Genomic DNA, 13,030 nt, shown 5'->3' with positions numbered 1-13,030 from the left:
GTGGCTTGGCCCATGGAGCCAGTCTAAAAATTATTGAATCAAACCATTGGGAGAGTTAGGGAATGAATCAACCAATCAATAATCCCGCGTTTTATTATCCTGCCGTCTACGGTCAGCCCCCCCAGCCCGGCCAGCCCCTTGTGCAGGGCCAGCCCCAGCCGGTGGGGTATCCCCAGCCTTACCCAGGGCAGCCTGCGCAGGCCATGCCAGTACAGACCGTGCCTGTGCAAACTGCGCCTGTGCAAACTGCGCCTGTGCAAACTGCGCCTGTGCAAATTGCGCATGTGCAAACTGCGCATGTGCAGCCGGCGGGATACCCGCCCTACCCTCAGCCCAACTATTATCAGCCTGCCGCCTACTACCCGGCCTATGCCCAGGGACAGGCGGCGCCCGGCTTTGCCATAACGCCTCCTAAGGATCCCCGCAAAACCGGCGGGGCCCGGGTGGTAAACTGGATGTGCCTGCTGGTGTTGATCCAAATTGTAATTAGCTTTTTGGTGGGCACCGTGCTGGTGGCCGCCACCCTAGCTTTGGGATTCAACATTCAAACCGACGAGCTGGGGATGGCGCTTTACACGGTGGCAATGTCTCCGGCAGGGCTTTTGCCACCATTCTTGTGCTATATGTTGGCTGGGAAGAAGGACTGGAACCAGTATTTTCGTTTTGAGAATAAAGGGGAGTTCACCAGCCTGCTGATGGTTCTGGCGGGTTTGGGGATAAGTTTGGCCGCGAATTTTCCCGCCAATGCCTTAATGCAGCTGCTAAAGAACCTGGGAGCCGCGGACCCCACCGAAAATTTGCTGAATATGCCCCAAAGCTTCCCCGCTTTCTGGGTAGAGCTGGTAGGCATTGCGGTTATGGTGCCTGTGGTAGAGGAGTTCGTGTTCCGCGGGGTTGTTTTTTCCTCGCTGGAGCGGTTTGGTACCGGATTTGCTGTTTTTGGTTCTGCGCTGATTTTTGGTATGGCACACCTAAACATCAGCTCAGTGGTTTTCGCCACTGTGGCGGGGCTGGTAATGGGCCTGGCCTATGCCAAGACCCGGAATCTGTGGGTAACAGTGTCTATACACGCTTTAAACAACGGGCTGGCAGTGGTGGACGAGTACGCGGAGCTGCTGGTGGGCCCAGACCAGATGCTTCTGCTGCGGAATCTGTTGATGTTCATCCCCCTGGGGCTGGGCCTTGTGGCACTGGTGCTTCTGCTAATTTTACGTCTGACAAAGGGGAGCCGTGAAAGGCGCAAGGCTTTGGCGGCCCAGCAGGGAGCAAGCCAGCAAGGTGAATATGCGATGGGGCAGGAAACGCCGCCCTTGTGGCGCCAGGAGGAGTGGTGCCCAGCAAAGACGCAGGAAGAGGCCCCGCTATCTCCTTTGGGCGCTGGTGAGTCCTTAGGCTGCCTAGCCCATGCGCCGTCCTTTTGGTGTATGGTGGCCGCAGTGGGCATCATGTTGGTCAGCATGTTCCTGTAATCCATGGAATTAGAATTTTTGCCTCAAAAAAAATGGATGCTTCAGGCTCTGGCGTTGGCCCGGGAGGCAGGGACCCAGGGTGAGGTACCGGTGGGGGCCCTGGTGGTGCGGGGGGAAGAAATCCTTGGCCAGGGGCGCAACCGCCGGGAGGCCGCCCACAGCGCCCTGGCCCATGCAGAGGTGGAGGCCCTGCACCAGGCCTGCCAGAGGCTGGGAGACTGGCGGCTGACCGGGTGCCAGCTCTATGTAACGCTAGAGCCATGTCCCATGTGCCTGGGGGCTGCGGTAAACGCCCGGGTGGAGCGGATTATATATGGCGCGGACAGCGAGACCGCCTGGAACTGGGGCGGTCTTGTTGCTATGTCTGGAGGGCGCCCAAAGGTATACCGAGGCTTTATGGAAGCAGAGAGTAGGGCGCTGCTAAGGTCCTTCTTTGAGGCCCGCAGATAGAAGAACCCATTGACAGGCCCACTCTTTTGTGTTAAAATTTTTCCCTGTTGGGACTCCGAGGCTGCGGCCGCCTGAAAACGGCCGCCGGGGACCGGTCTTGACCGGTTTTCCGACAGGAACCGGGTGAAAATCCTGGGCGAACCCGTCGCCGTGATGACGAAGCGACCTCCACAGGGCATATAGTTAACACACTGGAAAGTCGGTATGGTCCAATGTTTCAGGAAGTGCCGCCGCTTCAAGAGAGAGTGCAGCCACGCTAGGAACACCGTGTTAACGAAAGCCCCGCAAACGTCACTGGTTGGCAATGCCGGCTGGGAAGACAGGAGGAAGCGCTGGGCAAGAGACCGCGTTTAGGGCGGCCTCTCATTGCCAGCCCTGAACGTCTAAGCCGAAAGACTTGCCCGGAGGGCCGTGCAATAGCCACGGGTTCTTGGCGATTTGTGCTGGGAAGCAAATATTTAGGCTTTCTTTATCTTATTTGTGTACGGGTTTTTATAGCAAATGAGATGGCCAACCCCTCCAAACCTATTAGGAGGATTTTTAGCAGTGCAAAAATTGGTAGAACACACAAAGAATTGCAGTCGGGTGGCGTGCGTACTTTTGGCCGTGATGATGACCCTTTTGGTAGCCGCCGGCTGCCAGAGCCAGGGCCAGAGTTCGGACCAGGGGAATGGAGAGAAGAAAAGCGTTACCCTTTCGGTAACCCACCGGGACGGCTCCACCAAAGAGTTCAGCATTGAGACAACCCAAGAGATGCTGGGCGCGGCCCTACAGGACGAGAAGCTTATTGAGGGAGAGGATGGCCAGTACGGCTTGTTTATTACCACCGTGGATGGGGAAAAGGCCGACGATGGCGCCCAGGAGTGGTGGTGCCTGACCAAAGGCGGCGAGCAGGTGAATACTGGCATAGACAGCACGCCGGTAGAGGATGGCGCCACCTATGAGCTGGTTTTGACGACTGGATACTAAATGCGGCGGCTGGTTTCTCTATGCCTGATGGCTTTAATGGGCGTACTGCTGGTGGTTTCTAAGGAGGCCTTGGCCTTTTTGCCTAATTTTGAAGTGGTCTCTCTGTTTATCGTGCTGTTCACTCAGTCCTTTGGCATACTGGCCCTGGGGGCGGTGGCGGTGTTTTTAGCTCTGGAGGGGCTGCTGTATGGCTTTGGCATTTGGTGGGTGATGTATCTCTATGTATGGCCCTTATTATTTTTGCTTGCCTGGCTCTTTCGATGGATGAGGCACGCTTGGCAATGGGCGGTTTTGTCCGGTTTGTTTGGGCTAAGTTTTGGGGCCTTGTGCTCGCTGGTGTACCTGCCGGCAGGGGGGGTTCCCATGGTATTGGGGTGGATCGCCAGTGGGTTCCCTTTTGACATCAGCCACTGTATAGGGAATTTTTTACTGATGATCGTGCTCTATTGGCCTTTGCGGAAAGCCCTGGAGCGCTGTGTGGCCATGGCTGGGCGTTGGCACTGAGAGATGCGACAAGGCCTAATTGGCAAAGCGGATCAAGTAAATATAGACATTTGCGGAGGCTTCCATATTTTGGCAGGCCTCCGTTTTTTCTTGACAAACTGGACAAAAAAGGCTACTCTATATAGTATGGGAGAATTCCCAAATGAAGTGTAAAGGAGAGGTGAGCAGAGTGAGCGTCCCTCGAAGTAACGACAGCACGGAACCCCGAGAACGGCGCTTTTGGCTTGCCTTTTTGGCGGGCCAGGCGGTTTTTGGCCCGCTCTGTTGAAGGGGATTGGATAGTCAACGCAGTTTCAAAGAGATAAAGCTTTAGAAAATAAGAAATCTCTTCTGAACCAGCGGCGCAGCCGGCTGCTTGAAAATTCCAGAGATTCTCAACGGTGTTTACTATAGTATAGATGACTGGCGCGCTCTTTTTGGCTGTGGGGGCAATCCTGTTTTTGGCCTCGGGCCGGCGCGGTTGTCTTTTTGGTAATCCGGAGTGGGGGAGCCTCCTTTTGTCACGGCAGGCTCCTGGGGTTTCGTGTTGTGTACTTCTCAATATTTTGATAAAGATTCAAAAGGAGGTACACGATATGGACAAGAATTGGATAGAAGAAATGGTAGGGCGTCTCCTGCTCTTGTTTGAGGAGCGGCAGTATTCCCAGGCGGGGGCCCTGGTAAAGGACATGAACCCCGCCGACGCGGCCCTGGTGCTGGAGGAGCTTCCTCAGCAGAAAATGCCCCTGCTGTTCCGCCTGCTGCCCAAGGAGCTGGCGGCGGATGTGTTTGCCTATATGTCACCGGAAAGCCAAGAGCTGCTGGTGCAGGGCTTTAGTGACCGGGAACTGGACGAGGTAATGGGCCAGCAGTTTTTGGACGACACAGTAGACATGATCGAAGAAATGCCCGCAAATGTGGTAAAGCGCGTCTTACGCCACGTGGACCCCGAGACCCGGAAGATGATCAACCAGGTGCTCAACTACCCGAAGGACAGCGCGGGCAGTATCATGACCATGGAGTATGTGGACCTAAAGCGCAGCATGACTGTGGAGCAGGCCTTTGAGCGCATCCGCCGCACCGGGGTGGAGAAGGAGACCGTTTACACCTGCTATGTTACAGACAGCCGCCGGAAGCTGGAGGGCATTGTCACAGTAAAAGACCTGCTGCTGGCCCCCAAGGACCAGGTAATCCGTAATATTATGGAGACCAACGTGAAATTTGTGAGCACCCACGCAGACCAGGAAGAGGCTGCCCGGGAGCTGAGCCTTTATGACTTTTTGGCTCTGCCGGTGGTGGATGCCGAAGAGCGTCTGGTGGGCATTGTTACAGTGGATGACGCCATTGACGTTATTCAAGAGGAGGCCACCGAGGACATTGAGCGCATGGCGGCTATGGCCCCCTCGGATAAACCCTATCTGAAAACCAACGTGTGGCAGACCTGGCGCAAGCGGGTGCCCTGGCTGCTGTTTCTAATGATTTCCGCTACCTTTACCAGTGGGATTATCTCTTCTTTTGAGGATGCCCTGGCGGCCAGCGTGGTGCTCACCAGTTTTATCCCCATGCTGATGGACACGGGCGGCAACTCTGGAGGCCAGACCTCAGCCACCATTATCCGGGGGCTGTCTTTAGGGGAGATCCAGTACCGGGATGTGCCCCGGGTACTGGTAAAGGAGTGCAGCGTGGCGCTGCTGTGTGGAGGCACCCTGGCAGCGGCGAACTTTATCAAGCTGATGTTTTGGGACCGGGTGGGCCTGCCGGTGGCACTGGTGGTCTGCTTTACCCTGGTAGCGGCGGTGATGGTGGCCAATCTGGTGGGCAGCAGCCTGCCGGTGCTGGCCAAACGCCTGGGCCTGGACCCTACGGTAACGGCCAGCCCGCTGATCACTACCATCGTGGACGCGGTGGCGCTGATGATTTATTTTAATATTGCCAAACTGGTGCTGGGGATATAGCGAAGCTTCTGACAAAGCGGCGCCTGGCGCCTGGACTCCACAGGTTCAAACCATCATCTGGGGATGTACGGAACGCTCTTCATATAAGAGTTCACGGGGTAAAAAATTGTGATAAATTTCGAGAAAAAAACAATTGCATGGGGCTAGATTACATGCTATACTAGCCCTAAAGCAGACAAAAGGTCTGCCGGAACTTATCAGTATATATGGAGGTACTTTAACAGATGGGAAAAATTGTAAATGTGGCTGTGGTGGGCTACGGCGGAATGGGCGGCTGGCACACCCGCAAGCTCCAGGAAATTCCGGAGGTACATCTTCAGGGCGTGTACGACATTCTGCCAGAGCGCAACAAGGCCGCGGAAGAGAAGGGGATTAAGGCCTACGCCAGCCTGGAAGAGCTGCTGGCAGACCCCGCCATTGACGTGGTCACCGTGGCAATTCCCAACGACGCCCACAAAGAGGTGTGTGTGAAGGCTATGGAGGCCGGCAAGGCTGTGGTGTGTGAAAAGCCCGTTACAATGTCCACAGAGGTTTTGGAGGAGATGATCGCTGCCAGCAATCGTACGGGTTCCGTATTCACCGTACACCAGAACCGCCGTTGGGACGAGGACTTCCGGGTGGCGGAAAAGATCGTTAAGTCCGGCGACCTGGGCCGGGTGTTCGCCATTCAAAGCCGGGTCCACGGCAGCCGGGGAATTCCTGGGGACTGGCGCAACACCAAGGAGCACGGCGGCGGCATGGTGCTGGACTGGGGGGTTCATCTGCTGGACCAGATGAACATGATGATGGGCCGTATGCCCAACTCGGTCTATGCGACTCTCTCCAACGTGACCAACGAAGAGGTGGACGATGGCTTTACCGCTACCTTTACCTTTGATGACGACCAGGGGGGCATTGTGTTCACCGTAGAGGTGGGGACCAGCAACTTTATCAACCTGCCCCGGTGGTATATCGAGGGCCTGAATGGTACCGCCGTTATTGATGATTTCGCGGTAAACGGAAAAATTGTGGTGGCCACCAGCGACGAGAAGCATGACGCGGTGCCCATCATTACGGCGGCCGGCTTGACCAAGACCATGGCCCCCCGCACAGACGATACCATCAAGGAGCTGCCTCTGCCCCGGGTCCCCCAGGATATTTGCGACTACTACCGGAACATTGCCAAGGTGGTGAACGGCGAGGAGAAGCAGATTGTCACCCACGACCAGCAGCGGGAACTGATGCGGTTGATGGAGGCTATTTTTGAGTCCGCCGAGAAGAACACTGTGGTGAAATTTTAACTGAGGTGCATTTCTATGACCCCTGAACAGCGACGGAAGAACCTGTCGGTTCCTGCTGGCCCCGTAGATGTGGCACTGGATACCGATACCTATAATGAAATAGACGACCAGTTTGCCCTGTCTTATCTGCTGCTGAATAAGGACCGGCTGACCACCACAGCCCTATACGCAGCGCCTTTTCACAACGAAAATTCGTCGGGCCCTGAGGACGGGATGATGAAAAGCTATGACGAAATCCACAAGCTCTTGGGCCTGCTGGGGGAGAGCGTGCCGGTCTATAAGGGCTCACCCCAGTATCTGCGGGACGAGCATACTCCTGTATTCTCTCCGGCGGCGGAAGATCTGGCCCGGCGGGCAGGGGAGTATACCCCAGAGAAGCCTCTGTATGTGGTGGCCATTGGAGCCATTACCAACGTGGCCTCGGCCATTCTGTTAAATCCCCAGGTGGCAGAAAACACCGTGGTGGTGTGGCTGGGAGGCAACGCGCTGCATTACCATGACACCAAAGAGTTTAATATGGCTCAGGATGTGGCGGCTGCCCGGGTGGTAATGGGCAGTGGGGTGCCCTTTGTGCAGCTGCCCTGCATGGGGGTGGTCAGTTCCTTTACCACCAGCCGGCCAGAGCTGGAACACTGGCTGAAGGGGCAGAATCCCTTGGCGGACTATTTGGCGGAGAACACCATTACTGCTGCCGAAAGCTATGCTGCTGGCAAAGCCTGGACCCGAGTGGTATGGGATGTAACGGCGGTGGCTTGGCTGCTGAATGAAGGGGAGCGGTTTATGAATTCTCAGGTGCGGCCAGTGACCCTGCCAGGATATGACCATCAGTACCAGCCAGCAGACCCCCAGGGGCCGCTGATGCGGTATGTGTACCACATCCACCGGGACGCGCTGTTCACGGACCTGTTCGAGAAACTGCGAAACGCATAATGAAAGGCCGCTGTCCAAAGATGGATGGCGGCCTTTCGTTTTTTTAGGTACATTCTTTTCACATAATTCTATGCCTGGGTGGAAGGAACCCCAAAATGGTGGTGCTGCCCAAAATGTCAAAACAAGCTCACCAAAACCAAAAGCCGCTGGGAAACTTTCCCAGCGGCATGATGTTCATGGTAGCCCGCCCGACCGTAATGTGCATCTCAATAACCTGCCTACAAGAGGAACAGGTGGGTGCCCTCCCACATGGTTCACGCTCCCTTCGTCCAACCACAGTCGTGCTGGGCCGGGAGGTCTGCAATCCGCAGGCGGAGACGGGCTCCCAATAATTTGAGTGTAGGGTTATATGTGCACAGTCCGCGTATCGGGCAGACAGAGAATGTATTTCAGTGCGTATACTTATTCCTCGCCGCCTTCGTAAAAGGCTTCATTAAACCGGGTTTCAAAAAGTTCTGCCAGCCGGTCCAGCAGAGCGTCATCCTCCACTTCTTGCAGCTGTTCCTCGCCGTCCTCCTCAATTACCTCAAAAATATAATAGGTCTCCGCATCGGAGGCAAGGTCATCTGGATCGGGACGAGTGGGAACCAGAGCCATAAAATGCCCCTCGTCGTTTTCCAGCTCATCAATAATTTCAAATTCATGCTCCTGCCCCTCGTCATCGATCAGGGTGATCAGGTCAGCTTCATAACCATTGTCCAAATTGCTCGCTCCTTTCGGCTGCGGGCAACCGGCCCGCTCACATGGTCTTATTTTACCTAAAACCGGCGGGAAAGTCAAGGGGGTGTTCAGTCATTTTCTATTTTTGCCCGAAAAATCGCGGAAAAACAGACGGTAGGGGAGTAAAACCTGGAACTATAGGAAATTGCTGAAAGTTTTTCAGATTTTTTTAAAAAACCTATTGACAAACGCCGCGCGATGGTTTATAATACAACCATCACAAGAGAGAACGAGCTTGTGAGAGTCTAAGTAATTAATAGATTGTTCCGCTAAAGCCGGAAGTAGACGGTAGAATTGGGAAGCTTAAAAAGAATTGTTTCCTAAAGGCCGGAGCGAAAACGGCGGAGTGGTAATTTAAGTGGAAGTAAGCGCTTTTGCGTATACACCCAGTGGAAGTTGTAAAAATTGGGTAGTCTTGAGAAGACAGCCGTAAAGATACGGTACGCAGGATTGCGTGAAAGGGAGGCCCAAGACCAGCGCTTACAAGAGAGGCGGAACTAAAAAACAAAGACGGAAAGGCGGGTGAGTCCAATGGACTTAAGTGAAACACAGCACGAGCTTGCGGACTCATGGTCCGCAAAATAGATATAAATGCGAATGATCCTAAATTACGAAAGGCGGTCACTATGCTGCAAAAGTATAGGGTGACAGCAAGTCAATTTGGCACGGACCTGTTTTGGCGCCGCTAGTTTAGAAGCTTCTAAAAGCTTACCGAAATGAAATGATTACAGCGGGGCAGCGAAAGAGTACTGATGTGCCAAGTTAAAGGAGTTTTGCGCCCATGGGCTGTAGAATATTTTCGCAGTAAGCTGAAGAAGCTGGATTTTTTGCATAATAAAGGCCTCCAGGGCAATACTTGGAGGCCTTTTCGCGTTTTTTCTTAAAGTTTATCTGTCATTTTCTGTCTTGGTTTATCATATAAATTGCCAGATAATAGACCTTGCATAAGTGGTGTTTTTAGATTATAATAAAAATGTGATTTGCCTGGATTCGTTAAGATCGAGATCATGGTATCGCTTCTAATTGAGAATAGGGCTGTTTTTATGTATTACATAGTTTTTTAGTGCTTTGGGGATCTTTTAACCAAAGCCTAGAGTCTGTTTTTTTATTTAAGAAAGGGAGTAAAATGCATGTCAAGATATTGGGACGCCGAGGCGTTTTGGAATTGTTATAACGAATTAATTGAAGCATCTAACCTGGTTAGTATGGCTGAATATCCGCAGCACGGCAATACCTGCCGGCTGCTGCATAGTGTGGCTGTGGCCTATTACAGCTGCCGGCTGGCCTCCTTTTTAGGGGTGCGCTTTCATATGAGGGATATGGCCATTGGGGCGCTGCTTCACGATTACTTTTTTTATGACGCCCAAGACGGCGACCCTACCCGTAAGGGCCACTGGGCCCGCCACCCGGAGATTGCTTGGCAAAATGCGGCCAAAGAGCTGGAGCTTACTGGCATAGAGGCAGACATCATTCGAACCCATATGTTCCCGCTGACCTTGCGTCCGCCCCGGTATCGAGAAGGGGCAGTGGTCACCCTGGTAGATAAGGGCTGCTCGGTATACGAATTTTTTAAGAGAAAAAGCCCTTACCCCAGGCTTTCAGGAAAGTGCTTACCAAAAGCTGAGGCGGTTTGAAAAACCGCACTTTGCCGCCAAATTTCCGGCGGCTTTTTCTTTTGCCTTGCATTTATGGAGATTTTGAGGTATACTATAACATCAGGAAATAGTTGGACAGCAAAATATACCCATTGAGTCTTTGAAAATACATAAAGATTGTTTTCTTTAGTGTAGTGTGGAGGATTCGTAAAATATATATGTGGGTCTTAGGAACAGCCGGAGGAAGGAGCATCTTTTTTATGCTGAAAACACTTTTTGTAAAATACCGGGAGATGATCCTGTATCTGTTTTTTGGAGTGCTTACTACTTTGGTGAACTGGGCTGCTTACTGGTTGCTAACGGATCTTCTCCACGTGCACTATATGGCCTCCACGGTGGTCTCCCAGCTGCTGGCGATTCTTTTTGCCTATGTGACGAACCGAACGTGGGTGTTTGAGAGCAAGGTCCATGGGGCCCGGGGCATTGCCCTGGAAATGGCCAAATTTTTTGGGGCCCGGGGTGTCTCGCTGCTGCTGGACATGGGGTGCATGTTTGTGGGCGTGGATCTTTTGCATATGAACGATAAAGTTATGAAAGTGTTTGCCAGTGTTTTAATTGTGATAGCCAATTATATTTTCAGCAAGCTGTTTGTGTTCCGTGGAAAGCCAGCGGAACACAAGGACGGCCGCTTGTAAAAAGACAAAATGTTTCCATTGCAGGGAGGATGTTTTATGGCAAGAAAAGCAAAGGGACAAGGCTTTGAGGACGTTTCCAGCTACTCGGTTCAGGAAAAAAAGAAGCGCCGCAAGGGCCAGCGGGGCCGTGTTGTGTTGCAATCTATCGCGGCGGTAGTGTGCGTAGTGCTGATTCTTTTCGGCTCTGTGCTCGTCTACATATCCACCGACTTGATTGGAGAGCTGACCACTGGGGCCATTACCAAGGACCCGGAAAAGCTGGGGATTAATGACAACAAGCTGCCGGGAGGGGCGGTCTCGGACAGCAGTATAAAAAATATCGCCGTTTTTGGCTTGGACGCCCGAAATGACCAGTTTGTAGGCCGTTCAGACCTGCTAATGGTGGTAACGGTGGATAACCGCCACGGCTCCATTAAGATGAGTTCAATTCTGCGGGATAGTCAGGTGCACATCGAGGGCGAGGGCTTTGGTGCGCATTATGACGAATATACAAAAATCAACGCGGCGTATGCCTGGGGCGGCCCCGAACTGGCGGTACGCACCCTGAACCGAAATTTCGGTCTGCGTATTGAGGACTATGTGACGATCAACTTTGTAAACATGGCGGCCATTGTGGATGCTTTCGGCGGAGTGGAGATGGATGTGAGCGCCGGCGAGATCGAAGAGATCAACACCAACCTCTCCAACTTGAGCCGGGAGGTGGAAAGTCAAAAGAATATCGATATGGCCGAGGGCGTGTATGACGACCGCAAGTATCCAGAAATCTCCGACGGTGACTATATGTCTGCCACCGCCGAGATGGCCACCTATCTGCTTAACGGCAATCAGGCGGTGGCCTATGGGCGCATCCGTTATATTGGCGACGATTTTGGACGGGTAGAGCGCCAGCAGAAGGTGCTGGTCGGGCTTATTCAGCGGGTAAAGCTGCTAAGTGTTACCGACTATCCCCAGCTGGTGAAAAAGCTGATGCCCTATTGTCTGACCAATCTGGAGCTGGACGACATTTTGGGCATATTGCCAATTTTGACCAAAGACATTGAAATAGAATCTATTTCGGTGCCGGATGTTGATTATGATTTGATCGAAGACATGCGCAGCGACATTGTCTATGATATTGAGAGCGCGGCCAAGCGCATGAGCGCTTTTATCTATGAGGAACAGTCTCCCTATTGGAATGAATATAATGGGAGCAGCGCTGCCGGGGAAGATGGGGAATCGGAAGAGGGAGAGTAAAAAGAAACCATGCCGAGATATGAAAAAAAGCCTGCGGGCCGGCACAGCGCCCCCAAAGGCGGAAGGCCCCAAAGACCCAGCGCCCAGGCCCCCCGCACCCGCCGGGAGCCCCTGAGGGACAATTACTATTATGACGACTACCAGGGGCCGGGAGAGTTCGAAGATATTTCTAGCTACTCTTCCGAACAGGCTCGCAGGGCTGGCCGCCGGGAGATGGCCGGAAAAAAGCAGCCCAAACGGCCCAAACGGCGCATGAAACTTGGGACAAAAATTTTTCTTGTGCTAATTCTGCTGGTGTGCGCCTTGGCGGGGCTGGGGGTGTATATGTTCGGCGGGCTGAAGGTGCGCCCTTTGGAGGGAAGCCTAAGTGTGGACACGTCCGCCAGAACCCTAGGGGTAAAAACCATTGCCCTGTTTGGCGTAGATAGCCGGGAGGGCGAAAACCAGGGGCGCTCGGACGCGCTGATGGTTATGGCGGTGGATAGCCGCAGCCACACCTTGAAAATGGCCTCGCTGATGCGGGATTCAGAGGTGTATATCCCGGAATATGGCTATGATAAGCTGACCCACGCCTATGCCTATGGTGGGCCGGAACTGGCTATACGGACCCTAAATGAGAACTTTGGTCTGGACATTGAGGACTATATGACCGTAAACTTTTATAATATGGCCCGCATTGTGGATGCTTTTGGCGGGGTGGAGCTGGAACTGAGCGGCGACGAGATGCGGGAGGTGAACCGCAACCTGTGGAACCTGAGCCAGGAGGTTCTGCGGGAAGGAGGAGACTCGGGAATTCGAGACAAGGATTATTTCACTGCCACAGATGGCACCCATAATATGATTGATGGAGAGTATATAGGCGGCCGGGTAACCTTAAACGGCAATCAGGCAGTGGCCTATTCCCGTATTCGAGAGCTGGATGGCGACGAGAGCCGCACAGGCCGGCAGCACCGGGTACTGGCCGGCCTGGTGGACGGGGCGAGAAAAAAGACACTGTTTAGTTATCCGGGGATTGCGCATGGGATGATGCCCAACTGTGAGACCTCTCTTAGCCTGGGGGATATAGCCCAGCTGGCGCCCTTTGCCCTGGGGAAGATCCAAACAGAGAGTATTACCCTGCCCGGAGAGGAGGAGGGCGCCTACGGCGCCTGGAACGAATACGATTCGTGGGTGCTGCGCTATGACGGCCAGTTAATGGGGGAGCATCTGCGAGATTTCCTGTATGGAGAATAAGTCAAGCACGGATATGGA

12 protein-coding genes and 1 other RNA gene are annotated in these 13,030 nt (G+C 53.5%); 11 read left to right on the top strand and 2 right to left on the bottom strand.

What is annotated here, in order from left to right; all coding sequences use genetic code 11:
* Nucleotides 1-62 precede the first annotated feature (62 nt).
* From U8U68_RS02650 to U8U68_RS02620, 7 genes are all read left to right on the top strand, one after another.
* The gene (locus tag U8U68_RS02650) at nucleotides 63-1,469 is read left to right on the top strand and encodes a CPBP family glutamic-type intramembrane protease (protein ID WP_322199306.1); all 1,407 of its coding nucleotides are present in this window, start codon (nucleotides 63-65) and stop codon (nucleotides 1,467-1,469) included.
* 18 nt (nucleotides 1,470-1,487) lie between these two features.
* A complete protein-coding gene (locus tag U8U68_RS02645; protein ID WP_322199305.1) occupies nucleotides 1,488-1,919 on the top strand; it encodes a nucleoside deaminase in 432 nt (143 codons plus the stop codon).
* A gap of 546 nt (nucleotides 1,920-2,465) precedes the next feature.
* A complete protein-coding gene (locus U8U68_RS02640) occupies nucleotides 2,466-2,888 on the top strand; it encodes a DUF4430 domain-containing protein (RefSeq protein ID WP_322199304.1) in 423 nt (140 codons plus the stop codon).
* Between the two features lie 78 nt (nucleotides 2,889-2,966).
* Nucleotides 2,967-3,392 (top strand): hypothetical protein, encoded by a 426-nt coding sequence (locus U8U68_RS02635; RefSeq protein ID WP_322199303.1) that lies wholly within the window; start codon nucleotides 2,967-2,969, stop codon nucleotides 3,390-3,392.
* A gap of 575 nt (nucleotides 3,393-3,967) precedes the next feature.
* Entirely contained in the window at nucleotides 3,968-5,326 is a 1,359-nt protein-coding gene (gene mgtE / locus U8U68_RS02630) for a magnesium transporter (protein ID WP_322199302.1), read from the top strand.
* A gap of 224 nt (nucleotides 5,327-5,550) precedes the next feature.
* Nucleotides 5,551-6,606, top strand: a complete 1,056-nt coding sequence (locus tag U8U68_RS02625) for a Gfo/Idh/MocA family protein (protein ID WP_322199301.1) — start codon at nucleotides 5,551-5,553, stop codon at nucleotides 6,604-6,606.
* A 15-nt stretch (nucleotides 6,607-6,621) separates the two neighbouring features.
* On the top strand, nucleotides 6,622-7,536 hold the full coding sequence (locus U8U68_RS02620; RefSeq protein ID WP_322199300.1) for a nucleoside hydrolase: 915 nt from the start codon (nucleotides 6,622-6,624) through the stop codon (nucleotides 7,534-7,536).
* A 177-nt stretch (nucleotides 7,537-7,713) separates the two neighbouring features.
* Here the strand turns inward: U8U68_RS02620 and ssrS are convergent.
* Nucleotides 7,714-7,917: non-coding RNA, 6S RNA (gene ssrS, locus U8U68_RS02615), on the bottom strand.
* Nucleotides 7,918-7,938: 21 nt separating this feature from the next.
* Entirely contained in the window at nucleotides 7,939-8,238 is a 300-nt protein-coding gene (locus U8U68_RS02610; protein ID WP_322199299.1) for a DUF1292 domain-containing protein, read from the bottom strand.
* A 1,148-nt stretch (nucleotides 8,239-9,386) separates the two neighbouring features.
* Between U8U68_RS02610 and U8U68_RS02605 the strand changes: the two genes are divergently transcribed.
* The 4 genes from U8U68_RS02605 (at nucleotide 9,387) to U8U68_RS02590 (ending at nucleotide 13,012) form a co-directional block, all read left to right on the top strand.
* Complete coding sequence (locus U8U68_RS02605; RefSeq protein WP_322199298.1) at nucleotides 9,387-9,890, top strand: HD domain-containing protein; 504 nt, start codon at nucleotides 9,387-9,389, stop codon at nucleotides 9,888-9,890.
* 221 nt (nucleotides 9,891-10,111) lie between these two features.
* Entirely contained in the window at nucleotides 10,112-10,546 is a 435-nt protein-coding gene (locus tag U8U68_RS02600) for a GtrA family protein (protein ID WP_322199297.1), read from the top strand.
* 36 nt (nucleotides 10,547-10,582) lie between these two features.
* The gene (locus U8U68_RS02595; protein ID WP_322199296.1) at nucleotides 10,583-11,779 is read left to right on the top strand and encodes an LCP family protein; all 1,197 of its coding nucleotides are present in this window, start codon (nucleotides 10,583-10,585) and stop codon (nucleotides 11,777-11,779) included.
* Nucleotides 11,780-11,788: 9 nt separating this feature from the next.
* Nucleotides 11,789-13,012 (top strand): LCP family protein, encoded by a 1,224-nt coding sequence (locus U8U68_RS02590; RefSeq protein WP_322199295.1) that lies wholly within the window; start codon nucleotides 11,789-11,791, stop codon nucleotides 13,010-13,012.
* Nucleotides 13,013-13,030: the final 18 nt, after the last annotated feature.

The sequence above is a fragment of the Acutalibacter intestini genome, assembly GCF_034334985.1.
Lineage (GTDB): Bacteria > Bacillota > Clostridia > Oscillospirales > Acutalibacteraceae > Acutalibacter > Acutalibacter intestini.
This window is presented reverse-complemented; position numbering and strand designations above follow the sequence as displayed.

Bases quoted from the DNA above. Each gene is read 5' to 3' on its own strand.
- U8U68_RS02650 (WP_322199306.1), top strand. From the start codon at position 63: ATGAATCAACCAATCAATAATCCCGCGTTTTATTATCCTGCCGTCTAC.
- mgtE (WP_322199302.1), top strand. From the start codon at position 3,968: ATGGACAAGAATTGGATAGAAGAAATGGTAGGGCGTCTCCTGCTCTTG.
- U8U68_RS02625 (WP_322199301.1), top strand. From the start codon at position 5,551: ATGGGAAAAATTGTAAATGTGGCTGTGGTGGGCTACGGCGGAATGGGC.
- U8U68_RS02620 (WP_322199300.1), top strand. From the start codon at position 6,622: ATGACCCCTGAACAGCGACGGAAGAACCTGTCGGTTCCTGCTGGCCCC.
- U8U68_RS02605 (WP_322199298.1), top strand. From the start codon at position 9,387: ATGTCAAGATATTGGGACGCCGAGGCGTTTTGGAATTGTTATAACGAA.
- U8U68_RS02600 (WP_322199297.1), top strand. From the start codon at position 10,112: ATGCTGAAAACACTTTTTGTAAAATACCGGGAGATGATCCTGTATCTG.
- U8U68_RS02595 (WP_322199296.1), top strand. From the start codon at position 10,583: ATGGCAAGAAAAGCAAAGGGACAAGGCTTTGAGGACGTTTCCAGCTAC.
- U8U68_RS02590 (WP_322199295.1), top strand. From the start codon at position 11,789: ATGCCGAGATATGAAAAAAAGCCTGCGGGCCGGCACAGCGCCCCCAAA.